This window comes from Bacillus sp. EA-CB0995 (assembly GCF_055814245.1).
This window is the reverse complement of sequence record NZ_CP169269.1, coordinates 2,566,512-2,590,983: the sequence shown is the minus strand read 5'-3', so window position 1 is coordinate 2,590,983 and position 24,472 is coordinate 2,566,512. Positions and strand designations below refer to the sequence as shown.

The 24,472-nt window shown below is 33.8% G+C and carries 23 protein-coding genes and 4 pseudogenes; 17 read left to right on the top strand and 10 right to left on the bottom strand.

The features are described from left to right. The first annotated feature begins 27 nt into the window (after positions 1 to 27). The 5 genes from ACEWFJ_RS13475 to ACEWFJ_RS13455 all read left to right on the top strand — a co-directional run bounded on the left by ACEWFJ_RS13475 (position 28) and on the right by ACEWFJ_RS13455 (position 3,518). Positions 28 to 1,350, top strand: a complete 1,323-nt coding sequence (locus ACEWFJ_RS13475) for an NAD(P)/FAD-dependent oxidoreductase (protein ID WP_473692487.1) — start codon at positions 28 to 30, stop codon at positions 1,348 to 1,350. A gap of 75 nt (positions 1,351 to 1,425) precedes the next feature. Continuing rightward, a complete protein-coding gene (locus tag ACEWFJ_RS13470) occupies positions 1,426 to 1,941 on the top strand; it encodes a GNAT family N-acetyltransferase (protein ID WP_473688893.1) in 516 nt (171 codons plus the stop codon). Positions 1,942 to 1,966: 25 nt separating this feature from the next. After that, positions 1,967 to 2,485 (top strand): YfiT family bacillithiol transferase, encoded by a 519-nt coding sequence (locus ACEWFJ_RS13465; protein WP_473688892.1) that lies wholly within the window; start codon positions 1,967 to 1,969, stop codon positions 2,483 to 2,485. Between the two features lie 52 nt (positions 2,486 to 2,537). Next, complete coding sequence (locus ACEWFJ_RS13460) at positions 2,538 to 3,212, top strand: O-methyltransferase (RefSeq protein WP_473688891.1); 675 nt, start codon at positions 2,538 to 2,540, stop codon at positions 3,210 to 3,212. A gap of 141 nt (positions 3,213 to 3,353) precedes the next feature. After that, on the top strand, positions 3,354 to 3,518 hold the full coding sequence (locus ACEWFJ_RS13455; RefSeq protein WP_440603489.1) for a DUF2197 domain-containing protein: 165 nt from the start codon (positions 3,354 to 3,356) through the stop codon (positions 3,516 to 3,518). 193 nt (positions 3,519 to 3,711) lie between these two features. Here the strand turns inward: ACEWFJ_RS13455 and ACEWFJ_RS13450 are convergent. After that, positions 3,712 to 4,124, bottom strand: a pseudogene (locus ACEWFJ_RS13450) (MDR/zinc-dependent alcohol dehydrogenase-like family protein); the annotation flags it as partial. Positions 4,125 to 4,326: 202 nt separating this feature from the next. On the opposite strand from ACEWFJ_RS13450, the gene ACEWFJ_RS13445 reads away from it, so the two are divergent. Further along, the gene (locus ACEWFJ_RS13445; RefSeq protein WP_473688890.1) at positions 4,327 to 6,000 is read left to right on the top strand and encodes a ribonuclease J; all 1,674 of its coding nucleotides are present in this window, start codon (positions 4,327 to 4,329) and stop codon (positions 5,998 to 6,000) included. 223 nt (positions 6,001 to 6,223) lie between these two features. Here ACEWFJ_RS13445 and ACEWFJ_RS13440 read toward each other — a convergent pair whose 3' ends face one another. Beyond that, positions 6,224 to 6,601 (bottom strand): PH domain-containing protein, encoded by a 378-nt coding sequence (locus ACEWFJ_RS13440; RefSeq protein ID WP_098310248.1) that lies wholly within the window; start codon positions 6,599 to 6,601, stop codon positions 6,224 to 6,226. 202 nt (positions 6,602 to 6,803) lie between these two features. On the opposite strand from ACEWFJ_RS13440, the gene ACEWFJ_RS13435 reads away from it, so the two are divergent. From ACEWFJ_RS13435 to ACEWFJ_RS13405, 7 genes and pseudogenes are all read left to right on the top strand, one after another. After that, entirely contained in the window at positions 6,804 to 7,652 is an 849-nt protein-coding gene (locus ACEWFJ_RS13435; RefSeq protein WP_473688889.1) for a patatin-like phospholipase family protein, read from the top strand. Between the two features lie 244 nt (positions 7,653 to 7,896). Then, positions 7,897 to 8,343 (top strand): NUDIX domain-containing protein, encoded by a 447-nt coding sequence (locus ACEWFJ_RS13430; RefSeq protein WP_473688888.1) that lies wholly within the window; start codon positions 7,897 to 7,899, stop codon positions 8,341 to 8,343. A 384-nt stretch (positions 8,344 to 8,727) separates the two neighbouring features. Continuing rightward, positions 8,728 to 9,684 carry an alpha/beta hydrolase gene (locus ACEWFJ_RS13425; RefSeq protein ID WP_473688887.1) on the top strand — a complete coding sequence of 319 codons (957 nt, stop codon included), beginning with the start codon at positions 8,728 to 8,730 and terminating at the stop codon, positions 9,682 to 9,684. A gap of 21 nt (positions 9,685 to 9,705) precedes the next feature. Then, positions 9,706 to 10,120 (top strand): annotated as a pseudogene (locus ACEWFJ_RS13420) (DnaJ family domain-containing protein). Between the two features lie 71 nt (positions 10,121 to 10,191). Then, positions 10,192 to 10,509, top strand: coding sequence for a hypothetical protein (locus tag ACEWFJ_RS13415; RefSeq protein WP_473688886.1), 318 nt, complete (start codon positions 10,192 to 10,194; stop codon positions 10,507 to 10,509). A gap of 168 nt (positions 10,510 to 10,677) precedes the next feature. Next, on the top strand, positions 10,678 to 10,974 hold the full coding sequence (locus ACEWFJ_RS13410; protein WP_473688885.1) for a hypothetical protein: 297 nt from the start codon (positions 10,678 to 10,680) through the stop codon (positions 10,972 to 10,974). A gap of 92 nt (positions 10,975 to 11,066) precedes the next feature. After that, positions 11,067 to 11,222, top strand: coding sequence for a hypothetical protein (locus ACEWFJ_RS13405; protein ID WP_473688884.1), 156 nt, complete (start codon positions 11,067 to 11,069; stop codon positions 11,220 to 11,222). Positions 11,223 to 11,257: 35 nt separating this feature from the next. Here ACEWFJ_RS13405 and ACEWFJ_RS13400 read toward each other — a convergent pair whose 3' ends face one another. The 5 genes and pseudogenes from ACEWFJ_RS13400 to ACEWFJ_RS13380 form a co-directional block, all read right to left on the bottom strand. Then, positions 11,258 to 11,476: a hypothetical protein gene (locus ACEWFJ_RS13400; protein WP_473688883.1), complete on the bottom strand. Its 219-nt coding sequence runs from the start codon at positions 11,474 to 11,476 to the stop codon at positions 11,258 to 11,260. Positions 11,477 to 12,464: 988 nt separating this feature from the next. After that, positions 12,465 to 13,456 (bottom strand): annotated as a pseudogene (locus ACEWFJ_RS13395) (LAGLIDADG family homing endonuclease). A 345-nt stretch (positions 13,457 to 13,801) separates the two neighbouring features. Beyond that, positions 13,802 to 14,623: an ammonia-dependent NAD(+) synthetase gene (gene nadE / locus ACEWFJ_RS13390; RefSeq protein ID WP_473688882.1), complete on the bottom strand. Its 822-nt coding sequence runs from the start codon at positions 14,621 to 14,623 to the stop codon at positions 13,802 to 13,804. Positions 14,624 to 14,675: 52 nt separating this feature from the next. Beyond that, entirely contained in the window at positions 14,676 to 15,377 is a 702-nt protein-coding gene (gene nadD / locus ACEWFJ_RS13385; RefSeq protein WP_473688881.1) for a nicotinate (nicotinamide) nucleotide adenylyltransferase, read from the bottom strand. A 171-nt stretch (positions 15,378 to 15,548) separates the two neighbouring features. Beyond that, positions 15,549 to 16,916: a beta-propeller fold lactonase family protein gene (locus ACEWFJ_RS13380; protein WP_473688880.1), complete on the bottom strand. Its 1,368-nt coding sequence runs from the start codon at positions 16,914 to 16,916 to the stop codon at positions 15,549 to 15,551. 468 nt (positions 16,917 to 17,384) lie between these two features. On the opposite strand from ACEWFJ_RS13380, the gene ACEWFJ_RS13375 reads away from it, so the two are divergent. Further along, the gene (locus tag ACEWFJ_RS13375) at positions 17,385 to 17,540 is read left to right on the top strand and encodes a helix-turn-helix domain-containing protein (RefSeq protein WP_473688879.1); all 156 of its coding nucleotides are present in this window, start codon (positions 17,385 to 17,387) and stop codon (positions 17,538 to 17,540) included. A 183-nt stretch (positions 17,541 to 17,723) separates the two neighbouring features. Beyond that, positions 17,724 to 18,572 carry a class I SAM-dependent methyltransferase gene (locus ACEWFJ_RS13370; RefSeq protein WP_473688878.1) on the top strand — a complete coding sequence of 283 codons (849 nt, stop codon included), beginning with the start codon at positions 17,724 to 17,726 and terminating at the stop codon, positions 18,570 to 18,572. 185 nt (positions 18,573 to 18,757) lie between these two features. Here ACEWFJ_RS13370 and ACEWFJ_RS13365 read toward each other — a convergent pair. The 3 genes and pseudogenes from ACEWFJ_RS13365 to murQ all read right to left on the bottom strand — a co-directional run bounded on the left by ACEWFJ_RS13365 (position 18,758) and on the right by murQ (position 22,021). Then, positions 18,758 to 19,608: pseudogene (locus ACEWFJ_RS13365) on the bottom strand (MurR/RpiR family transcriptional regulator). An 82-nt stretch (positions 19,609 to 19,690) separates the two neighbouring features. Continuing rightward, positions 19,691 to 21,115, bottom strand: a complete 1,425-nt coding sequence (locus ACEWFJ_RS13360) for a PTS transporter subunit EIIC (protein ID WP_473688877.1) — start codon at positions 21,113 to 21,115, stop codon at positions 19,691 to 19,693. An 18-nt stretch (positions 21,116 to 21,133) separates the two neighbouring features. Further along, positions 21,134 to 22,021: an N-acetylmuramic acid 6-phosphate etherase gene (gene murQ, locus ACEWFJ_RS13355; protein ID WP_473688876.1), complete on the bottom strand. Its 888-nt coding sequence runs from the start codon at positions 22,019 to 22,021 to the stop codon at positions 21,134 to 21,136. Between the two features lie 507 nt (positions 22,022 to 22,528). On the opposite strand from murQ, the gene ACEWFJ_RS13350 reads away from it, so the two are divergent. Both ACEWFJ_RS13350 and ACEWFJ_RS13345 read left to right on the top strand, forming a co-directional pair. Continuing rightward, on the top strand, positions 22,529 to 23,212 hold the full coding sequence (locus ACEWFJ_RS13350; RefSeq protein WP_473688875.1) for a response regulator transcription factor: 684 nt from the start codon (positions 22,529 to 22,531) through the stop codon (positions 23,210 to 23,212). Then, positions 23,205 to 24,461: a sensor histidine kinase gene (locus tag ACEWFJ_RS13345; protein WP_473688874.1), complete on the top strand. Its 1,257-nt coding sequence runs from the start codon at positions 23,205 to 23,207 to the stop codon at positions 24,459 to 24,461. The genes ACEWFJ_RS13350 and ACEWFJ_RS13345 overlap by 8 nt, the downstream gene beginning before the upstream one ends. Positions 24,462 to 24,472 lie beyond the last annotated feature (11 nt).

Here is a 24,472-nt window from a genome sequence, read left to right as displayed (position 1 = left end):
ATAGTGAAAAGGTAGATAGGGGGCAACATATTGGAGAATGCGATTGTAATTGGAGGCAGCATTGCTGGGAAACTTGCTGCAAAGGCTTTATCTCATTCTTTTCAGAAAGTAATAATTTTAGAAATAGGTGAAGAATGGACGGAAAAGACTCCTAGAAAGAGAGTGCCGCAAAGTTATCATCCACATGTTTTATTAAAAGGCGGAGAAGAAGCAATTGAGGAATTATTTCCTCAAATTATTTCGCAATTAATTGAGGATCAAAGTATTGTAAGTAATTTTACACAAGATGTGAAGTGGCATCATTTTGGTTGTTGGAAACCACAATTTACAGGAGATTTAACCATGGTTCAACAAAGCCGTCCTATGTTTGAGTGGCATTTAAAAAGACGAATTGATCAAGTAGCTAATATTGTAACTAGATATAGAATGATGGTTGAACAAATTTTGATAGATGAAGAGCATAATAAAGTATATGGAGTACGAGTGAAAAATCTTGAAACAGGTACAGAAGAAGAAATTCATGCAAATGTAGTTGTGGATGCAAGCGGGTTTGGGTCAAAGAGTGTAGAGTGGTTACAAACACATGGTATACAGGTTAAAGAGGAAAAAGTATGGATTCAACTATTTTATGCTACTAGAGTATTTCGTTTAAAAACAAAAGAACGGCTAGATTGGTGTAATCTTCTTGTTTCTCCTAGTTTTCCTGAAAACCCTTATGGTGCTCTTATTCAAACAATTGAAGACGATCGTTTTTATGTAACTTTTAGCGGCTACGCAAATGAGCGTGCTCCGCAAACTGATGAAGAATTTTTTGCTTATGCTCAGAAATTACCGGTCCCTGATGTGCGAAGTTTTCTTGAAATAGCAGAGCCTCTTTCGGATATAAGAATACATAAAATTCCTTATCAAGTGCGTCGCCGCTTTGACTTAATAAGACATGTTCCGGAAGGTTTTTTAGTAATTGGAGATGCTCATTGCCGTTTTGATCCCGTTTTTGGACAAGGGATTTCAGTCGCTGCAATGGAAGCTTTAGAGTTGGAAAGATGTCTCCGGGAAAATAAACATCTCGAAAAAGATTTCACCTACAAATTTCATAAGAGTATTTCGGAGTTGATAGCAACGCCGTGGGAAATGACTACAACAGAAGCATTTCGCGTTTCGAACATTAAAGGGGACAGACCTCTTATGCAACCATTTAAACAGTGGTACACCAAAAAGGTATATCGTCTTTCTGCTTTTAATCCGGAAATTTATATTCGATTGGTTAACGTTATGAACTTAATTCGTAGTCCCATACATCTTTTTCATCCAAAAGTACTATTTGCTATATTTACGAGTCGAGGAAAGTAGCCTTTTTCAGCAGGATTTTGTGACGAAATAGCAAATGTATATAGTTGATTGATGTTGAAAAGGAATGGTTATCGAATGGAAGTCTACATAGAAAAGTTAAAGGAACAAGATGCAGAAGAATTGTTTGCTTTTGAATGTAGTAACCGATCTTTTTTCGAAAAGATGTTGCCTAGTCGTGGTGAAGATTACTATCCATATGAAACGTTTCAAAAGATATTTTATGAATTATTAAAAGAACAACTTGAAGGTATTTCATATTTTCACCTCATAAGAAATCAGGCAGGAACAATTGTCGGGAGAATCAATTTAGTAGATATTGAGAAAGATAAAGAATTCGGGTATCTTGGCTATCGATTAGGAGAAAAATATGTTGGAAGAGGTATTGCAACTAAAGCTGTAAAACTCCTCTTAGATGAAGCAACAAACTATCATGTTACTAAAATTCATGCGAAAACAACAAATAATAATTTTGCTTCTCAAAAAGTATTAGAAAAGAACCTTTTTTCACGCATCTCAATTGATGAAAATACAGCAGAGTTACACGGCCAAAAAATTGATTTTATCCATTATATTTGGAGACATTCTAATTAAAACAAAGAAGGGGAGCAATACAACTATGGACTTACGTTATCCAATCGGTCATTTCACTTATGAAGAGAACATTACACAAGATACAATAGAGAATTGGATAGAACAAATTGAAAATCTTCCTATTGAATTAACACAAGCAGTAAAAGACTTAGATAAAAATCAGCTTGATACGCCGTATCGTCCTGGTGGATGGACAGTGCGCCAAGTCGTTCATCATATTGCAGATAGTCATATGAATAGTTATATTCGGTTTAAATTGGCACTGACGGAAAATAATCCAACGATTAAACCGTATATGGAAGAAAAATGGGCAGAGCTTCCTGATTCTACATTACCAATAGACGTATCTCTATTACTTTTAGAATCATTACATACGAGATGGGTTTCTTTACTACGATCTATGAAACATAATGATTTTGAAAAAACGTTTAATCATCCTGAATCAGGATCTAATAAATTAGGTGTAACGATTGGGCTTTACGTATGGCATGGTCGTCATCATATTGCACATATTACTTCTCTTCGTGATCGATTAGGATGGTAACAGTTCTATAGATAATAAATTAAGCAGTTGAACTGCAAGGGGGACAGTTTATATGGGGATATCTAATAAATGGACTGAGGTAGATCGCTACATAACAGATTTACTAGTTCCGTCTGATCCTGTACTTGATACGGTACTCCAAGTTAACGCAGATTCTGGCTTACCCGCGCGCGATGTCTCCCCGAATCAAGGGAAATTCCTGCAATTACTTGCGCAAATTCAAGGAGCACGCACTATATTAGAAATTGGCACGTTAGGTGGTTATAGTACTATTTGGCTGGCGCGGGCATTACCTAAAGATGGTCGTCTTCTTACGTTAGAAGCAGACCCAAAGCATGCAGAAGTGGCTCGTTCTAACATTAAGTTTGCTAATTTGAGTGATATAGTGGAGGTGCGTCTTGGGCCAGCGCTAAATACACTACAGCAGCTTGTTGATGAAAAACATGAGCCATTTGATTTCATCTTTATTGATGCTGACAAACGGAATAATCCGTATTATTTAGCATGGGCACTGAAACTTTCTCGTCCAGGTACTTTAATTATTGGAGATAATGTTGTACGTGATGGTGCAGTGCTAGAAAATTCAGGTGATGATCAGAGTGTAAAAGGGATACGACAATTCTATGAGTTGCTCGCTACTGAGCCACGCGTGAGTGCAACTGCAATTCAAACTGTTGGTTCCAAAGGATATGACGGCTTTGCACTTGCTGTGGTTACGTTTATTTGAAATAAATTTTAACTTTAATGGTTGGAGCGGAATTTAAGGATGTTTTATGACATTTAGTAATGGAACTTGATAGGATAGTTAAAATATATTTAAAAATAATTTTTAACGTTCTAATGTATCACCCTGAGAAGGGGGAAGTACATGATATTTTATGAGGTTATTTGTTTTTGTTGTAAAAATGTATTTCGGGTATATGAAGGAACTGAAAAATATAAGAAATTCAAGGAAAATCCGAAAGGGAAATATTGCTGTGACGAATGTAATCATAAAATACAACTTGAAGCAATAAAACATTTTTTTAGATAGTGATAATATCTACTACTCATTTTTGCTATTATATAATGTCCAATCCTAGAATGATTAAACTTTTTTATAAAAATCACATCTATATCAAAACTGTAGAATCCATTTTGAGCGATCTTTTTTCAAAATGGATTCTTTTTTGTTTGCTATCTAATAAAGATTAGCTGTGTCCTTTGTATCAAACTTTATTACAAAGCTACAATGGCTTCAAAATGACTTTTATGCAATTGTCTTCACGATTATTAAAAATTTGATAACCATAACTTGCTTCTTCAAGAGGTATTTTATGTGTAATAATTTCTCTTGGATCAAACTCATTATTCGTTATTTTTTCAAACAGTTCCGGCATAAGATGAATGACAGGAGCTTGTCCTATTTTAATATTTATATTTCTTGTCTAAAATGCCCCTAAAGGAAATGCAATGTAGTTTCCTCCATACACGCCCGTTATTTGTCCAGTTCCACATTTCCGAACGGCTTTCGTAGCAATTTGAATAGGACCAAGAGTGCCACCTTGTAGTTTTAATTTTTGTTCAAGATATTTAAGAGGTGATTTTTTTCGTCCATACCAACGTAATCAGCGCCTCCATGAGTAATCTCTTTTAAATGCCCTCTGTGACATGAAATTTTTGATTAAACGGCGTGTTTGGAAATTGCTTTTACATAGTCTTAACTTAATGACGATGGATTGTAATCTTGTAACAAATAATAAATTTGAATGTGTTGGAAATTATATAAACTAAAAGCTAGTGAACTTTAATAAAGCTTTTCAAATTACAGGATACAGATTTTAAAAAGGAGGATATTCATTTTGAGCACAGCAGAAAATACACTATCCATTTTTGCTTTAGGCGGCATAAATGAAATAGGGAAAAATATGTATGTTATACAGTATGCAAATGACATTGTGATAATTGATTGTGGTTCGAAGTTTCCTGATGAAAGTTTATTAGGAATTGATTTGATTATTCCTGATATCACATACTTAAAGGAAAATCAAGATAAGATTCGGGCTTTAGTTGTTACACACGGACATGAAGATCATATTGGAGGCATTCCATATATATTAAAACAATTGAATGTGCCAATTTATGCAACACGTTTAACGTTGGGTTTAATTGACGTTAAATTAAAAGAACATAAACTTCAAAATGTAACAGATCTATTTGTTATTGACTCTGAATCGTTAATTGAATTTGGACAAATAAGTTTAAGTTTTTTCAAAACGAATCATAGCATTCCTGACTGTCTTGGCATTTCTTTTCATACGCCAGAAGGCACAGTAGTACATACAGGTGACTTCAAGTTTGATTTGACTCCTGTAAATAATCAATATCCAGATATTCATAAAATGGCTAAAATCGGAAGTAATGGTGTTTTAGCTTTACTCTCTGAAAGCACAAATGCGGAACGTTCTGGATTTACTCCGTCAGAACGATTTGTAGGTGAACATATTGAAGAAGCATTTCTGAAAGCGCGTAGAAAAGTTATTCTTTCCACTTTTGCTTCTAATGTGAATCGCTTACAGCAAGTGGTAGATGCTGCGTGTAAAACAAATCGAAAACTCGCTTTGCTTGGAAGGAGTATGGTAAATGTAGTATCTGTTGCATTGGAGCAAGGATACTTAAATATTCCAGAGGGAATGTTAATTGAAGCACATGAAATCAATCAAATGGAACCAGAAAAGGTAGCGATTCTTTGTACTGGCAGTCAAGGTGAGCCTATGGCTGCGTTAGCTCGTTTAGCTAGTGGAAACTATAGACAGGTAGATATACTGCCGGAAGATACCGTTATATTAGCTGCAACTCCTATACCAGGGAATGAACGAAATGTTTCGCGTATTGTAGACAACTTATTTTTATTAGGAGCTAATGTAATTTATGGATCGGGAAGTTCAACAGGGATGCACGTTTCTGGACATGCTTATCAAGAAGAATTAAAATTAATGCTCACTTTAATGAAGCCAAAATATTTCATTCCGATTCATGGGGAATTCAGAATGTTACATCATCATCGTCTTTTAGCAGAGTCCGTTGGTGTTGAAAAAGATAATATTTTTGTAATGAATAACGGTGATGTTGTTGATATAAATTACCAAGTTGCTTATCAAACTAGACGAATACCTGCAGGAAATGTATATGTAGACGGATTGGGTATTGGTGATGTTGGAAATATTATTTTACGTGACCGTAAACAGCTTGCAGAGGATGGTATGCTTGTTATAGTCATAACTCTTAGTAAAACTGATAGGAAAATGATTTCTGGTCCAGACACAATTTCTCGTGGATTTGTATATGTGCGCGATTCAGAAGATTTTTTAAAGAAAATTAATCAACTGGTTGTAACAACTGTTAATAATTCACAAAAAGCGAATATTAGCCAATGGAATGTTCTTAAAAAAAACATAAAAGAAGCACTTGGACAATTTACATATGAACATACAAAAAGAAAGCCAATGATTCTTCCTATAATAATTGAAGTTTAAAATGGCCACTTTCATACACTAATTAACTCAAAGTGAAGTAAAAAAATTATAAAAGTCTAATTTCAAAAAAACATGTTACAGGTGATAGATAATATGTCGGAATACAAAAAGACTATCTCTATTGAAAGATAGTCTTTTTTTGTATTTTTAATCAAAATTAATGTATGTTGTTCCAAAATATACGGGGTATACACTTTTATTTTTGTATAAAAATACAATATTATTATTTTGTTGTGTAGGCTACAAGTGCTTTTTGAATGCTGTAAATACTATCGTCTTTTCTAAATTCTCTCGTAATTGGATCGTGCATACCTGATATCCAAATTTTTAATTCAGCCTCCAAGTCAAAGTGACCAGCTGTTTCTATGCTAAATTGTGTAATACTTTTATATGGAATAGAATGGTATTCTGTTTTTTTACCAGTCATACCTTGTTTGTCTACTAAAATCATTCGGCGATTTGTAAATACAATTAAATCACGAATTAACTTATAAGCGTGTTCTACTTGCTCATCGTCTAACATAATCGCTTGTAGATCACGTTCTACGCTACTTATATCTGCATCAGATGCATTTCCTAAAATGCCACTAAATAAACCCATTATGAAGTCCTCCTTTATGTATAGAATGAGTTTCTTTTATTGTAACATGAAACGGAAAAGCAGATTCTTACTTTTCGATATAAGAATTCATTTTCGATTGCAATGAAACATTTTAATACTTCATCATAATATCTTATGCTAATATATTTGTGTAAGAACTTTTTATACACTACGAATTTGAAATATGATAGAGGGATAATATATGAACAATATCGGATTAGTTTTAGAAGGCGGAGGAATGAAAGGACTTTATACAGCAGGAGTATTAGAATTTTTCATGGAAAAAGATCTGTATTTTCCTTATGTAATAGGTGTTTCAGCAGGGGCTTGTATGGCTGCTACGTATTTATCTCGTCAAAAAGGAAGAAATAAGAAAGTAAACACAGAACTTGTAAGCGATCCACGTTACATATCATTTCGAAATTTTTTACGAAAACGTGAATTGTTTGGCATGGATTTTTTATTTGATGAAGTACCTAACAAAATTGTTCCATTTGATTTTCACACATTCCAAAACGGGGCAGAACAGTTTGTTATTGGCACAACTGATTGTGAGACAGGAGAAGCTGTGTATTACAATAAACATGAACACGGAAATGATATTTTAAAAATTATTCGTGCATCAAGCTCTGTACCATTTATTGCTCCGGCAGTTGAATATGATGATAAACAGTTACTAGATGGAGGGATTACAGACCCCATTCCGATTCAGAAAGCGCAGGCTGATGGATTTCAAAAAAATGTGGTTATTATGACGAAACCAGCAGGATTTGAAAAACAACGGAATAAGCTATCGTCTATTGCGAAATGGTTGTATCGACATTATCCTAATGTGGCAAATCGTCTTGTTGAGCATTTTGAAATCTATAATAATACTATATCTTATCTCTATTCAGAAAAACAAAAAGAGAATTTCTTTGTTATACAACCAAGTGTTCAGCTACCTGCAAGTGGATTGGAACGGAATAAAGAAAGATTAGTTCATTTATATGAACTTGGTTATAACGATGCTCAGAATCAATTTGAGCAGCTAAAACAATGGATTAAGTAAACTAATATTTTGTTAGATGGAGAAAGTTGAAATCGCGGTCATGATTAGGTGATTTTAATGAAAAGCATAAGAGCGTAATGAAATTAGATTGAACGATTTACGTTCAATCTAATTTCATTTACCGTATTTTTACAACAAAAAAACCAAATAGTTTTAACGATGTCATCTATATTCAACCGGCAAAGGAATTTGACTTCTTACATTAGAATTTAATATCTGATGAGTAAATAAGGAGGACCAAAGTATGAGAACTCACTTTCACCATATTGTCAGGGGTGTACTTATAAAAGACGGAAAGCTTTTGGTAGCACATTTTAAGGGGCATCATTCTTTTTTACCAGGAGGACATATTGAATTAGGTGAGTCAGTCGAAAATGCACTTATACGAGAGTGGGAAGAAGAAATAGGTGCAGCTTGTTCAATCGAAAAATTCCTTGGCGTAATTGAAAATCAGTGGAAAGATGGAGACACACTACATTATGAAATTAATCATGTCTTTAAAGTTAACAGTGATAAATTAAACACGGAAACACCTCCTAAATCTAGAGAATCTCATCTGGATTTTTATTGGATTATACCTACTGAAGAAAATTTAAAAAGATATAAAGTCATGCCGGATGCTGCCGTACAAACACTTATGAAAAAAATTCAAGAGCATGACATAGAAACATGTTGGGTTAGTACACTTTAAATTCTTGAAACTGGATTTATGTTAAAAAAGGTGTTTTCACGTCTAGAAAACACCTTTTTAGTTTGTAAAGTTTTTATAGTCGAATACTTTATTCTATTTAGTCTTAAATATAAAATTTGTTCACAAAAAATACACTATATCCATAGTAAATAACAAGGAAACAACCCACTTATTACTGAAATAAGTATTGAGTTGAACAGAGGAAAGGAGGCAAAAAATGAAGAAACTAATGAGTCCAATTATGCATGATTTGGCGAAGCGATTAAATCAAGGGAATCCTGCTGCTGTTACATCTTGTTACATATATTTGGTTAGGTGATTGAACAAACCGAAAATGCATATGTATTTGGCAGTTTTCCTGAGTGGGATTTGACGGCCAATGAAATGAATAAGCTTTTACATACAAACATATGGTTTAAAACATTTCGAACAAAAGATAATCTTGCTTCGACGTATTATTTTTCAATTAATGATGACTTTGAACAAGATTGGGTAAAACGAAGTGAAAATTATAAGCGTGATCCATTGAATTCTAAAATATTTGGGCATAAAGCAGGACTAATATCTGTTTTCGAGTTAGGCCTATCGTCACAAATTGATAAAACTAAGCAACAAACTCATATTCCAAAAGGAAAAGTAGAAACACATCAGTTTCATAGTTCTATATTAAAGAATGAACGACAACTTTGGATATATACTCCGCATAATTACTCACCTGAACAAGCTCCTTATGACCTTCTTATCATGTTTGATGGCAGTTCTATGCTGCAGACGTTATCAGCAGCTGCAACACTAGATCATCTTATACATACAAAGGAAATTCCACTGTGTATTCTAATTGGCATTGATCATGTAGATCGATTTACAGAACTCACATTTTACGAGGAAATGAATATGTTTTTAACAAAAGAGCTACTTCCGTGGCTCCAACAAAGATATCATGTTAATACAAATCCGGATAATACAACAATTGGCGGATTCAGTCTCGGTGGTTTAGCAGCTTTTTATACAGCATTGCGATATCCAGATCTCTTTGGAAACGTTTTATCAATGTCTGGTTCTGCACATTGGAAAAACGAAGATTACGCAGAATCACACCCTTGGATCGAAAATCAATTTAAAAGAAGCAGCACATTACCATTACAAATTTATATGAGTGCTGGGGAGTTGGAAAATAAACCATTGTTAGAAGCAAATAGGAAGTTATCACAAGTACTTAAAGAAAAAGAATATCAAAGCACATATGTTGAATTCCCTGGTGGTCACGATGAATTGTGGTGGCATAAACAGTTTTCTCAAGGATTAGTATCCTTACAACAATTTAAAATAACTATGAAATAATAAAAAGGGAGGAGAAAACATATGAAAGATAGAGAAAAAGAAATAGATAAGGCATTAAAGAAACAAGAAATTTTAGTGAAAGATGAGAAAGTTTGGTCATATACGTACGAAGATCATATTAGTTCTATTATTAAACGTTCTCAAAAAAGAAGGCGTATTTGATGATTTAGTAGGAAAAGGAAAGCCGCTACAAATTGATAAAAATCTCTCTTATAATCCAGAAAAACAACTATATAAGACAATGAAAGATAATCATATATTACCGAGGTGGATTGAACTTTCGAAAGAAATTGATGCGTTAAAGGAAAAATTGCATACATGCATGGAGAAGGAAGAGTTTGCTGCAATGGTTGAAATCATTAATAAAAAAATTTACGAGCACAATTTAACTTGTCCACCATCAGCACAAAAAATGAAAATAAGTAAACCAAGTTAATATTGGATGATCGTTAGCTCAGTTAACAAAAATTTGTGACTTACTTGAAATTTATGATAGAGGTGATTCACATGCCTGAGCTTTCGTTTGCAGATCTTCCGCAAATTTTAGAAGAAAATCAAAAGATAAAGTCTGAAGTAGAAAATTTAATGAAAAAGTATTTACAGCATTATCACCCAAGAGGCTGGACAATGATTGAAGGTGCGAAAAAATATATTTCTACACAACATTTTTTCATTGAAGCACCAATTCAAGATCAGTCTTTGGGTGGTTTTATTCGTTCTACAAATACGGATAAGTATATTTGCTATGTGAATACGTATCAATCTCGAATTTATCAAAATTTTAGTCTGCTTCATGAACTGTATCATCTTATTTCATTTCAATAGCTTAAGCAGCAATTACATATTATTCATGTAGGCCTTGATAAAAATCAATCTGAACAAAAAGCTGATTATTTTGCATAGGTTCTATTAATTGATGAACATGAGTTAAATGCTTTTTATACGGATACAGAAAATGAATTTGAAATTACATTAACAAAGATTCTTCTTTGTATGAGCCGTTTTCAGGCGCCGTACAAAGCAACTCTTATTCGTCTCTATAAATTATACCTAATTGATGAAAAAACATTGGAAACATATTTTGATAAAACAATTGATTATCATAAAGAATTTGAAGCTCTTGGGTTAGATCCTTATATGATTGAACGAAGTAATGTTGTGAACTTTGGAAAACTAGAAAAGTTAATGAATCAGTATACTTTACCTTATGCAGCACAACAAGCTAACCAACAAGTTCTTGAAGAAGTTATTGGGTATTTCCATAACATGAGGGGAGAGGCAGCAGAGTGACATCTTCAGAACTAAAAAGTTTTATCCAACAATAAATACACTTCATTACAGACATTGAAGAGAGTATAGATAGTATTTTAAAGAAAGGCCATGTGTTCTTATATGATACGTCAGTTATTTCTTCTTATGAGAAAGCTTTTTATCAGCATAAAGCAACGTTATTTCTTGAACATACGAAAGATATTCCTATCTTAGTCACAGATGTAATCGCAAAAGAAATGCGTCTTACAGAGGATTTAGAAGGGTGATATTTAGCTTATTTATCAAAATTTGATACAGTTCTTTATGTAGAAGAGCGTGATTTATATGAATTACTTAAAGTAGAATATGCAGCAGCACAAGCGAAACAAAAGTTTTTAATTGCAAATGAAAAAGCATTTTCCTGCATACAACCATTGCGAGAAAGTAAGAAATATATTTCAAATTGCTGAAAAGATTGTATTTGACGACTATGAGGCGTTTTTTGTGAATTGTAATCATAAAAATCATGGAGAATTGTCATTATTAAGGACAGCCAGTATATTGAATCAAATCCTTAGCAAGCAAACCATCACATTTGTTGGAGTTTATCAAGACTTATATACATACGTAGAGTAATGCTATTTTCTTGTTGGAAATAAACAGAGCGTGACAAATAATCTTCATGTGATTTACATTATTTGTAATGATGTCTTGCTACAAAGTTATTACGTACAACAAGGTGATGTTGATACACTGGGAATACTGGTGCAAATATATCGAAATGAAGAACGTAAAGTTATTTATCATAATCGAAAAAGTGGCATTTTACATTTAGTTCGTCAAACAGAAAAGATAGTAAATACGGATTTTGTAGAAAAAATTATATCTAATAGAATATAAGTTATTTATTAAAATTCTTCCTAAAATAAAATAATAAGGGAGGATTTTTCTATTTTATAAATATATTATGTTAACTGAAAACGATTAAATTTGAGTAAAGGAAAAATAGGTTAGAGTTGGAATTATGATACATTTTTATATAAAACATATTTCTGTATATATTTAGAAAATAAGATATCAATATTAAATGTATAATTGAAACTAAGCTAGAAAATAAACTTTTAAGTGCAATATAAATATAAATTATGACTCTGATCATTTGGCATGAAATTTCTCCAGCTGTGTGTTGTGATGAATTTTACTGAATGAAATCATAATGGTTCATTTGAAATATGGAGTTTCAAATGATTATTTGAACATGCTACAGATTGTTTCAAAAATCTCTATTTCGTCTCAAAATATATAGTTTACTTGTATTTAGAGATATGAAACCACTCTCGTTTTACAACTTCCTATAATTTATATTATGTTAACTGTAAAAAATAAATTAACTATAATTAAGTAAGTTTTATTTTTGATTTCGTCTTCCCTTCTGAGGTTTAAGAGTGAACAATGAAATACAAAAAAGATTAGTGCGTTTGCTATATTGCTCTATAAACGCGCTAATCTTTTTTGTTGTTTAGTATCAATCATTGAACTTTGTTGAGTATTTCGGTCAGGTGCTCAAATTGGTTTTTAAATTCTAAATCGGTTTTTATCCAACTTTGAAATGTTGTTTTCTTGATTCCGATACTTTCACAGGATTTGCTAATCGAATTGTGTTGTTGATATTCAATAAGAAAATCTTTTTTCTTTTAGTAACAGCAGTTTTGGTTCTTTTTAGTTTTCTATCTTGTAATAGTTCTAATTTTAGTGTTTCTTGTTGAAACACTTCGTATTTTCTTAGTAAAAATAATTCTTTATCTTTATAAATCCATTCAGAAAACTGTTTAATAGTTCTTCTACCGCTTAAAATTACACGATAGTGTTTTCCTTTACCGATAAAATTTGGATGGAAGTTTTGGTCACATAAGATTTGATGTAGAGATTTCATAAAACTGTGAGAACCACCTACAAAGCTTACAGTATATTTTTGATAATTCACATACCCATCTCCATCAAAATATCCTCTAATAAAATGATGTAAGTATTCTTCCGGAACATACGGAAATTGTACATCATATGATTTGCAAGGAGTAATGCCGTGCAAATCTATTAGATCATTTTTCATGATTTTGCTATTTAAATTCAACATATATACACCGGTATTTCTGTTTTTATATAATGGATGGTTAGAATTTATTTCTTTTTTCATATCTTCCAAAATTTCTTTTTCTTTTTGAGAAATACTAACTGTGTGAGTGTTTTTGGCTATTACACCGTCAGCAACGAAAAAACCTAAAATATATGCCATGTTGTTAGACCAAATTTTAAAATAATCTTCATTTAAATCATATTTACGCTTCCAGCTTCCACGCGCTCTCTTTTCAATATTGTTATCTGTTAGGACCATGCGAACGTATCTAGAAGAAACATTAGCTAAATTTGCGATGTCTGATGTGCTAGAACCTTTTAAATATAACTTAATCATTTCTGCCTTTTCCATCGTGCATTTAGATTTCCTTTCGCTCTTTCTACACATTAAGAGTATCCCCTTTCAACAGATATGAAAATTGAGTATATCTTCTTCTATATCATATGAAAGAACAAATGTTCTGTCTACCGTTAATAAAAAGATAATCAATAAAATAACGACTTTAGCAACTATAAGAAAGATGCTAAAGTCGTTATTTTTACTTAACTTAAATGATAAAAATAACGATTTTACATCACTAATTTATTATATTGATATGATTATATATCCAATAAATTCATTTGAGAAAATAAACTCATGATTGACGGCATACAAAAATAAAAATTAGAGATCTAATCTTTATTTTCATGCAGGATAAATAAGAAAAGCTGCGGGAATAACCGCAGCTTTTTATCACTTCCACCAACCATCAAATATAGTTACAGGAAGTTGTCGTTTATGTTCTGTAGCTAAATATCGTTTTTCAATCGCTTCTGCTACTTCTTTTGCTACTTTCTTACCTTCTAAATAATCATCCAATTCATCATAAGTAACTCCTAGCTCGGTTTCATCTGCTTGTTGTGGTTTATTATCTAATAAATCAGCTGTTGGAACTTTTAAATACAATCTTTCTGAAGCGTCTAAAGCTTTCAATAGTTCTCTTCCTTGTCTTTTTGTTAATCCAGCCAACGGAAGAATGTCCGCACCACCATCGCCGTATTTAGTAAAGAAACCTGTTACAGCTTCTGCAGCGTGGTCTGTACCAATTACAAGAAGGCCATTTTGACCACCTACTGCATATTGCGTAATCATTCGAACTCGAGCTTTCACATTTCCTTTATTGAAATCTGTAAGTTGCTCTTTTGCATCCTTTTTATATTGCTCTGCAAAAGCGTCAACTGTAGTTTTGATATCAAATGCAAGTTCTTGATCTGCTTGAATGAATTGTAATGCTGCTTGTGCATCAGCTTCATCTTTTTGAACTCCGTAAGGTAGGCGAATAGCTACGAATTTTACATTATGCCCTTCGGCTCTCAGTTCTTCTACTGCTAGTTGAGCGAGTCTTCCAGCTAATGTTGAATCTTGACCACCGCTAATTCCTAAAACGAAGCCTTTTGCTCTTGTTTTAAGTGCATACTCCTTTAAAAAATCGACTCTTTTACGAATTTCTTGAGTAGGATCAATTATTGCTGAAACATTTAGGTCCGACATGATTTTTTGTTGTAAACTTGTCATTTTAAAATCTTCCCTTTCACTTTTTAGCGTTTTATATGAAATGTAATCCCTATTATTGATACAAACCTTTTTCTTTGATGTAATAGTAGCAGCTATCCGGGAGAAGGTAACGCGGTTCGCCGCCTTTAGAAAATTCTTCGCGTATATATGTAGAACTAATTTCCATAGCTAATCCTTTATCGATTAATTGAAATCTACCATCGTCATAATTACGAAGGAGAGCGGATCGACTAATCGTTTGGAGCATATCGATACCATTGCGAGCCATAATGATAAAATTATTTTCACTTATTAATTCTTCAGCCATCTTCCATTTTCCATCAGCGATATCTACTAAAAGGTCTGCACCCATGATAAAGAACAATTCGGCTTCTTTTAATATAGTCCTAAAATGCTTCATTGTATAGTATGTATAATGTTTGCCTGGTAATACGTTTAATTCATGAGTGTCCAGAATGAACTTTGGGTTATCTTGTATGGCTAAACTAATCATTTTAGCACGGTGATCACCGGTCATTTGTATTTTCTTATCGATGCGCTTGTTTGTAGAAGGTAAAAAGATAATATAATCTAGTTTTTTACGATGTGCCACAGTAGAAGCGGTCCACAAATGAACATTTGTGATTGGGTCGAATGATGAACCATATATCCCAATTCGTCTCCCTTTTTTAAATAGTCCGCTAATATCTTTTTCTGGATTCAATTCTTGAAGGTACTCCATATTTTTAGTTGATTCGATTTCATTTATTTTCATTTTCCAATCATCTCCGCAACTTTTTGTTTTACTTCTTCAATATGCTTCAGTTTGTTGTCCCAACACTTAAATGACAAAAATCTATCAAGTTAAAATAAAGCAAAAACCCCTTCTTTTTTGGTTTTCGAAGAGGTTTTTGCATATATGGATTATGTTACTTGAAGCTATTGTTTATTTCTCAAAAATCTTTTTAGTCAAAACAAACCAGACATTATTTACGCCTTGCCCATTTATATCACCGACCTGCGTATCTTTAAAATAGTAATAAAGAGGATGGCCTTTATACGTTGTTTGCTTCTGTCCATCTTCTCTTGTGATGGTTCCAAAATCACCTTTGTTAAATCCACTAGGAGCCACTATATTTTCCGCATGGAATGTAGGCCAAATTTCAGAACATTTACCTTTACAATTACTTATTCCTGGTTCATCCTTTGTGAAGTAATAAAGTGTCATTCCTTGATCATCTGCTAAATATTTTCCGATTCCGTCCGATTCCAACACCTGAAGCTTGTATTTGTTTGACTTATCACTGATCGTATCGGTGATGGATAAGTCTTTTACATTCACACGGGAAATGGAGAGATCACGATTAAGGACATAAGCGCGTTCTCCATCCCGGCTAAAGACAATTGCTTGACGGGGTTCTGTGAAACCATTGATTGTCTTAATCACATGGTTATCAGAGACGTTGATTACATCGATAGTATTGTCCGCCTTGTTGCTTGCAAAAAGCAATTTACCATCGGGTGACAAGGCTGCACCGTATGGCTCATGTCCAACTTTTACCTCGTTGACGATTTGTCCCAGAGAGATGTCCACCATGGAAATGCTGTCACGACCGCTGTTTGCGGCATACAATGTATGACCATCGGCACTCACGGAGATTCCACGAATCATAGAGAAACCAGTAATCTCACGTATGATGTTCTTAGTGGCTGTATCAACTACGGACACCTTATCTCCTTTAAAGTTTGTTACAAACACATATTTTCCGTCCGGAGAGACTGTAATACCTTGGCGTGGTTGGGCGAAACCAGTGATGACCGCAGTCGGTTTACGTTTCTCAAGGTCCACGACAGTTACAGTACTGTGTGCCTGATTGTTCACATACAGCGTCTTTCCATCAGGGCTGACGGCGGTGCCGAATGCACCTGGACCGACCACGACTTCATCCTTTAAGGTTAGACTTTTTGTGTTGTAGAAGCGCAAAGTGCCGAGCGTACTGTCCGAGACGACGAACTCTGAGCCGTTGTTAACGAATACGATGTTTCTCGGTGTGACAAAGCCATCGATTTCCTTACGTAAAGTACCTTTAGCAAGGTCATAGATACGGATAGATTGTTCGCGACTATCTGAAACAATCGCAATCTGCTCATCGGGACTTATAGCGAGGGAATTGTTAGTGATGTTGCCATCGAAGCTCTCCTCTGCCATAGGGCTTTTCTTTTCAGTAACTGAGGCAAAAATGGCAGTCGGAAGAATAATAACAAACATCAAAGCTACAACCAATACACTTTTAAATTTCATTTTTTTTAACATTTCTTCACCTCGTTAAAAAATTTTTGCATGATAAATCTTCAAGACACCTACACGTTTTTTGATTCCCTCCTTTTGTAATCGTGTCTGAATTTTTATCCCTTCGTTCTATGTAAACGTACAGATGGACAAATTGGTTTGAACATTATAAAAGAAAATATCGATTTTTAAAAATATTTTTAAAGAAGCCCAACGAATCAAGTGGTTTAGTTAGGTTTTTCAATTTTAGCTATTTTATTTTCCGCTCAAATAATAAATCATACATAATATCTATTATGTACTGTCTAGAAAACTAGAAAAAACTCGTTGACCAACAAATAGGTATTTGCAATGACATTCTACCCCCTCCTATACCATGAATATTTTAAATTTTATAAATATTATTACCGTTTTGATTATACTTATAAATTATAATTAAATAAAATTAAAGATTTTAATTTGTAAGTAAGTGCTACTAATATTCGAAAAGGGATGCAGCCATTAATGTTTAATAATTACTATATTGTTGAAGGTACAAAACACGGTTCTCTGACTATAGCTGCACGGAATCTTCATGTGACTCAATCCACAATCAGCCAGCCTATTGCCAGCTTAGACATCCCCCCTCTCTTTAGCTTCTCTTTTTAAATTTGTAGCATAGTTCATTCATAGTTTAGGTGTTTTTGTATTTTACTTCTATAACTCCCCTTTTTGCTGAAGAAAATGTTTGTAAAAATTAAGGACATTGGAGTTTTGAATTGTTAGAAGGACTTTAAAATTTTAAATCGAAAATATATCAATTAGTACATATTGATTGGAGCGATAAAAATAATGAATATGAAAAACTCTTTGAAAACAGAGGTAAATAAAGTTGTTGAGTATTATTCTACCTTTGATGAGTGGGGACGTCTTGATCGTGAACCATTAGAATTTCAGGTTAATTGGCACTATATACAAAAATATTTACCTAAAACAGGGAAAGTACTAGATAATGGAGCTGGACCTGGTAAATATGCTATGAAATTGGCTGAACAAGGATATAGAGTTACATTAACTGATCTTGTGCCTAGATTAGTTGAGGTTGGTGAAAATAAAGCAAGAGAACTAGGTTTATCTGACCGGTTTGATGGTTTTCATGTTGCAGATGCAAGAAGTCTTACTTTATTGGAAAACGAGCAGTTCGATGCTTCTCTTATGATGGGACCTATGTATCATTTACAATCAGAGCAAGACCGTGATTTAGCAATTAAAGAATTATATAGAGTCACAAAGAACGATGGGATTGTTTACGTAGCTTTTATGCCAAGAATTAAGCATGTTCTTTCATCGCTGCTATATCCTCAGACGTGGAAACCGAATGATAACATGGACTCCATTCAGCAATTTATCCGTACGGGTGAATTTAATCATAGTGACGAAGGACGATTTACAGGAGCTTATTACTTTAATATTGAAGACATAAAACCTTTTATGGAGTCTTATGGGTTTGAGACATTAAATCTTATCGGTTCATCTAACATAGGTACTCTTTTATCAAAAGAGCAATGGGAATACTGGCAAAATCGTGGAAAAGATGAGTTCACTCAACTTATTGAATTATTAAAAGAAACAGCAACCAATCCTCACGTTTTAGGAGTATCTTCTCACTTACTTTACATCGGAAAAAAGAAAGATAACTAAGTGTTTTATTAAAAAACAAATATAGCAGTGAGTGTTGACAGATATCTGGTATAAATAAAAAGAAGATGAATGTCTACAATAAGACTCATCTTCTTTATTTATTAACAATTCGAATCTCGGGTTCCTCTTCTAGGATAATACTTTGCTGCCGTTACTATAAAAAACTATATATTTCGCACCTTTTATTAATCATAAAGATCCTGAATCGCTTGTTTTGTCTTTTTTAATTGTTTTACTGTAAATTCATATTGAGAAGAGGCATATGTAAAAAATACTACATCTACTACAAATAATTGTGCAAAACGAGAACTTGTTGCACCGCTACGAAGCTCAGCTTCTGGAGCACGGGCTGTAAATAAAGAAACATCAACCATTTGTGAAAGTTTATTATTTCCTATACGAGAAAGACCAATGGTTTTCATCCCAAATTCTTTTGCGCTTTTCACTAACTGAATCACTTCTCTTGTCTCTCCACTGTAAGAAATTCCCCAGAATACTGCGCTTTCTGATTGTGTTGCCATTGTCATTACCAATACATGAGGATCTGAAATAGCATATGCTTTTTTCCTACGCGATTCCACTTCTGTGCAGCATCTTCAGCGACAAGGAATGATGCTCCTACTCCGTAAATATAGATAACATCTGCATTATGTAATATATCTACTGCTTTTTCAATAGATTCTGGTTCTAGTTGACTAGCAGTGTCATGAAATGTTTGTACCGTATTAGAGACTGTTTTCTCAATAATTGATTGCACTTCTTCGTTTGATTCAATATCTAAATATCCTACATGTCGAATGTGTTCTACTTCTGCAGATAAACGCATTTTTAAAGCTGGGAATCCTGATATTCCTAAAGAACGACAAAAGCGAATAACAGCTGCGCTACTTGCTTCTGCCGCTTTTGCTAATTCATGTATAGTCATATTTGTGACGTCTTTAGCATGTAGCAGAATGTATTCTCCTACCTTTTTTTCTGATACAGGTAACTCATTCAAAACTAACTCAATTTGAGATTGAATACTGCTCACTTTCACTCTGTCAGCCCCTTTTCATTTGTTCTTATTATACAAAAAAAGTACGATTGACCTAAAGTCTAATCGTACTTTTTAAGATATATTATTCTTGTTCCGTCATCGCTTCCTTTGGTACACCAAAGAAATAGGTTACGATAAACCCACCGATGTAACCTGCAAATAATCCAATGACGTATTTCCACCATACTCCACCAGCAATTAAAGGAATTAATGCTACACCAGATGGTCCGATAGCAATTGCACCAACGTTACCAAGTAATGCGATGACTGCTCCTCCAATACCTCCACCGATACATGCCGTGATAAAAGGACGGCCTAATGGTAATGTAACACCGTAAATTAAAGGTTCCCCGATTCCGAGAATTCCTACTGGGAGTGCGCCTTTGATTACATTTCTTAAAGATTTATTTTTACGACAGCGAATCCATAATGCGATTGCTGCACCAACTTGCCCAGCCCCTGCCATCGCAAGAATAGGAAGTAATTGTGTCATACCTGTTGTATTAATCATTTCAATATGAATTGGTATTAATATTTGGTGTAATCCTAACATAACAAGTGGTAAGAATGATGCACCAAGTACAAATCCTGCAAATGCACCACCGCGTGATAATACCCAATTGATAGCACCAATTAAGTTATCTGAAATGAAACCTGCAAATGGCATAATCAAGAAAATGGTTACAAGTCCTACTATTAATAATGCGATTGTAGGTGTCACAATAATATCAATTGCATCGGGAATCACTTTACGTAATTTCTTTTCTACAAATGCTAAGATCCAAACAGCCAATAGTACGCCAATAACTCCACCTTGTCCTGGTGATAACGGCTGACCTGTAAAGACATTAAGAATTGGATTTTCTGGCGTCATGCCATTTAAAAGGGTAATACCACCGATTACTCCACCAAGTGCTGGTGTTGCATCGAATTCTTTTGCTGCATTAATGCCGACATAAATTACTAAATAACTAAAAAGTGCATTTTTAATTACATTTAAAACTGTTACGTATTGTCCCCAAGTTTCTTTGTCTAAATTGCCTGCAGTAATATTATTTAATAGAATAGAAGCAATACCAGCGATTAACCCAGCTCCAACGAATGCTGGTATAAGGGGAATGAAAATGTTTCCAATTTTTCTTAAAAAATTTTTAAAAGGTGTATTATTCTTTTTCTTTAATTCTGCCTTGATGTCTGCACCTTTTGCTTGTAGTTCTTCTGCAGAGGAAACTTTTGAAGAAACACCTTTTCCTTTTTTCTCTGCTAACACAATGCCGAACTGTTCTGCTACTTTTGTTACAACACCTGGTCCAAGGATAATTTGGTATGTTTCATCATCAACAGTACCAAGAACCCCGTCAATCTTTTTTATTGCTTCTTCATTAATTAAATCACGATCTATAGGTGTAACACGAAGACGTGTCATACAGTTTGTATATGTTGAAACATTTGCACTACCACCAACCGCATCTAAAATTTGAGATGCCATGCTATGATATTTGTTCATCATGTCTCCTCTTTTCGGTTATTTTAATGCTTGTCTAACAAATCCTTGTGTTTTTTCTAATTTTTTTATTGCTTCTTCTTTTGAAAGTCCTGTCAAAATCATTATAATCGCGATTTTGGGCTTATTATCTGCTTTTACTAAGTAGGTTTCAGCTGTTTCATAATCGCAAGATGTTGCTTCCATCACGATACGCTTTGCGCGCTCTACTAACTTTTCATTTGTTAGTTGAACATCAACCATTAAATTCCCGTACACTTTCCCGATTCCTACCATAGAGGCTGTTGAAAGCATATTGCAAATTAATTTTTGTGATGTGCCCGCTTTTAAGCGAGTTGAACCAGTTAATACTTCTGGTCCGTTTACTACTTCAATGGCAATGTTTGCGACTTTTCCTACTGCTGATCCTTTGTTACAGCATACTGCGACTGTTTGTGTACCTATTGAATTTGCATATTCTAATCCGCCAATAACGTATGGAGTTCGGCCGCTTGCTGCAATTCCTACTACAATATCTTTGTTTGTTAGATTAATATTTTTTAAATCTTGAATACCTAATTTTTTACTGTCTTCTGCACCTTCTACTGCTTTAATAAAGGCTTTTTCACCACCAGCGATTAATCCAATTACTTCTTCTGGATCTGTTCCGAATGTTGGAGGACATTCAACCGCATCTAACAAACCAATACGTCCGCTAGTTCCAGCACCCATATATACTAAGCGGCCGCCTTTTCTTTTTGCTGTAACAATCGCTTCAACTGCTTTTGCGATTTGTGGAAGTTCTTGTTTCACTGCTTCTGCGACTTGTGCATCTTCTGCATTCATGATTGTTAAAAGATCAATTGTTGACATTTCGTCTAAATTCATTGTTTTTTTATTACGTGATTCGGTTGTTAAATTTTCTAGCATAATTCTCACCCTCATTTATTTATTGAAACCGCTTTCTTTTATTGGTTACAGCATAACACCATTGAAATATAATTTCAATATTTTATTTTTATTATGAAATTTAATTTCGGAATATGTGAGATAGTATTCATGCACTCGATGATGTTTCATCTTCTTCATGGATGCTATTTATATTAAGGCTCGGCTTTACATACAATGAGTGAAAATTTTTATTGGATTTAAATCTTAGAAAGAGACGATTGGGGAATTTGAGTAGAACTTGAATTAAAAACAATAAGATGTTTTTTATACTTCTCTTGTAATTTAAACACGTAGACTTCTTCACTCTCTCGGTATACGTTTATTTATACATTCTTATAATGTACGTCCTCTTTTTATGATTATTTTAAGCTCTTCATTCAATTTATATGGCTTTCTTGTGAACTGACTGTTCCCTTTATACATTGGTACATGAATCCGATATAATAAGGGATGTATAACTAAAAACTAACGGAATGGATGGACATAATGAAGATTTTAGTAATTGAAGATGATCAGCCTCTTCTAGAAGGAGTTGTGGCAGTTTTACAAGAAGAAGGATATGAAATTGATTGCGCTGTAGCCGGTGATGAAGGGTTATTCATGGCTAAACAAAGTATTTACGATGCTATTATTTTAGATATTATGCTGCCAGAACTTAACGGATTTGAAATTGTGAAAGAATTACGAACTGCTTCTGTTAAAACTCCTATTCTTCTTCTTACTGCTAAAGATAGTGTAGAAGACCGTGTAAAAGGTTTAGATGTTGGCGCAGATGATTATTTGATTAAGCCGTTTGCAGTACCAGAGCTGCTTGCAAGAATACGTGTACTGTTACGAGAAAAAGGAACGATTGGAGAACATAATTTTTCCTATGGTCCTATCCAATTACACATACAAGAACATGATGGGTATATAGATGGCAATAAATTATACTTGACTACTAAGGAATATGAACTACTTGAATATTTTATACGAAATAAAGAACAAATCTTAATCCGCGATCAAATTTTCAGTCGTATTTGGGGTTTAGATTCTGATGTAGGGCTCGGTGTTGTAGATGTATATGTGCATCATCTGAGAAAGAAATTAAACGCATTTCATGATGAATCGTTTATTCATACCGTACGTGGTGTCGGTTTTATATTCAAAGGAAATGAACAAGATGTTTAAAAAAACAAAGATGCAACTTGTTACCTTAAATACGGTTGTTTTTTCATTGATTTTATGTGTATTCGGTGTTGTTTTGTATGTATACATGAATCATTTTATTTATACGGAGATTGATTCTAAGCTTGCTAGCGTGTCTGAAGAAATACAGCAAGAAGGCATGAAACATGTTTTGAAAGAACATGAATCCAAACGAGAATCAGAACGGAAAACTGTGTACTTAGTTTGGGATGAAAACGGGCATTTTATTAAAAGTATACCTGAAAATGCTGTCTTTTCTAACGATATTAATGATTTCTCCCCTTCTCGATTTCAGGACAACAAACTATGGACACAAACAATCAATAAGCATAGTTATCGTATCCTTAAGTTTGAACCACCATCCAGTTATTTGGAGGATATTGGGATGAAATCGGCTCATACGGTTGAGATTGTCTTAAATATAGATTCTGAGGTGACTATACTGCAAAACTTGCTTATATTGACTATAGGAGGCTGCCTTGCGGGGGTAATTATTTCTTTCTTTATAGGATGGTTTTTAGCAAATCGTTCACTTGTGCCGATTCAAAAATCTTGGGAAAAACAAACTCAGTTCGCAGCGGATGCTTCCCACGAACTTCGAACACCGTTGTCTGTTATCCAGACACACTTAGAATTATTATTTCGTCATCCGCAATATACAATTGAACAAGAAAGCATGACAATTTATAAAGTACTGCAAGAAGTAAAGAGAATGAATAAACTTGTATCAGATCTGCTTACTCTCGCAAAAACAGATTCGAATCAGCTACTTATTCAAAAGAAGGAATTTGCAATAGGTGAATTAGTCAGTACAATCATTCATCAATTTGAACCAATTGCAGAGCTGCAAAATATCGTAATCATTGAAGATGTCGACAAGCAACTAATATATAATGGAGATAAAGAACGGATACATCAGTTGCTCGTTATATTGATGGATAATGCCATGAAGTATAATGTTGAGAATGGACAAATCAAAGTTACATGCAACAAGGATGGGAATTTCGCCACTATTATAATAGAAGATACAGGTATTGGTATTTCAAGCGAAGAACTCCCTCATATCTTTGATCGATTCTATCGCAGTGATAAGAGTAGAACACGTTCTGAAGGCGGGACAGGTTTAGGTCTGTCCATAGCTAAGTGGATTACGGACGCTCATAATGGAGAAATAAAAATACGGAGTGAACGGCATAAAGGGACATGTGTTACCATTAAATTTCCGGTATAACTAATAAAGGG

Excerpts from the sequence above, each read along its gene's own strand:
- ACEWFJ_RS13350 (WP_473688875.1), top strand. The coding sequence starts at position 22,529 with ATGAAGATTTTAGTAATTGAAGATGATCAGCCTCTTCTAGAAGGAGTT.
- ACEWFJ_RS13425 (WP_473688887.1), top strand. The coding sequence starts at position 8,728 with ATGAATAAGCTTTTACATACAAACATATGGTTTAAAACATTTCGAACA.
- murQ (WP_473688876.1), bottom strand. The coding sequence starts at position 22,021 with ATGCTAGAAAATTTAACAACCGAATCACGTAATAAAAAAACAATGAAT.
- ACEWFJ_RS13455 (WP_440603489.1), top strand. The coding sequence starts at position 3,354 with ATGATATTTTATGAGGTTATTTGTTTTTGTTGTAAAAATGTATTTCGG.
- ACEWFJ_RS13400 (WP_473688883.1), bottom strand. The coding sequence starts at position 11,476 with ATGACAATTCTCCATGATTTTTATGATTACAATTCACAAAAAACGCCT.
- ACEWFJ_RS13410 (WP_473688885.1), top strand. The coding sequence starts at position 10,678 with ATGAGCCGTTTTCAGGCGCCGTACAAAGCAACTCTTATTCGTCTCTAT.
- nadD (WP_473688881.1), bottom strand. The coding sequence starts at position 15,377 with ATGAAAATAAATGAAATCGAATCAACTAAAAATATGGAGTACCTTCAA.
- ACEWFJ_RS13430 (WP_473688888.1), top strand. The coding sequence starts at position 7,897 with ATGAGAACTCACTTTCACCATATTGTCAGGGGTGTACTTATAAAAGAC.
- ACEWFJ_RS13470 (WP_473688893.1), top strand. The coding sequence starts at position 1,426 with ATGGAAGTCTACATAGAAAAGTTAAAGGAACAAGATGCAGAAGAATTG.
- ACEWFJ_RS13370 (WP_473688878.1), top strand. The coding sequence starts at position 17,724 with ATGAATATGAAAAACTCTTTGAAAACAGAGGTAAATAAAGTTGTTGAG.
- ACEWFJ_RS13375 (WP_473688879.1), top strand. The coding sequence starts at position 17,385 with ATGCAGCCATTAATGTTTAATAATTACTATATTGTTGAAGGTACAAAA.
- ACEWFJ_RS13465 (WP_473688892.1), top strand. The coding sequence starts at position 1,967 with ATGGACTTACGTTATCCAATCGGTCATTTCACTTATGAAGAGAACATT.
- nadE (WP_473688882.1), bottom strand. The coding sequence starts at position 14,623 with ATGACAAGTTTACAACAAAAAATCATGTCGGACCTAAATGTTTCAGCA.
- ACEWFJ_RS13440 (WP_098310248.1), bottom strand. The coding sequence starts at position 6,601 with ATGGGTTTATTTAGTGGCATTTTAGGAAATGCATCTGATGCAGATATA.
- ACEWFJ_RS13435 (WP_473688889.1), top strand. The coding sequence starts at position 6,804 with ATGAACAATATCGGATTAGTTTTAGAAGGCGGAGGAATGAAAGGACTT.
- ACEWFJ_RS13460 (WP_473688891.1), top strand. The coding sequence starts at position 2,538 with ATGGGGATATCTAATAAATGGACTGAGGTAGATCGCTACATAACAGAT.
- ACEWFJ_RS13380 (WP_473688880.1), bottom strand. The coding sequence starts at position 16,916 with ATGTTAAAAAAAATGAAATTTAAAAGTGTATTGGTTGTAGCTTTGATG.
- ACEWFJ_RS13415 (WP_473688886.1), top strand. The coding sequence starts at position 10,192 with ATGCCTGAGCTTTCGTTTGCAGATCTTCCGCAAATTTTAGAAGAAAAT.
- ACEWFJ_RS13345 (WP_473688874.1), top strand. The coding sequence starts at position 23,205 with ATGTTTAAAAAAACAAAGATGCAACTTGTTACCTTAAATACGGTTGTT.
- ACEWFJ_RS13360 (WP_473688877.1), bottom strand. The coding sequence starts at position 21,115 with ATGAACAAATATCATAGCATGGCATCTCAAATTTTAGATGCGGTTGGT.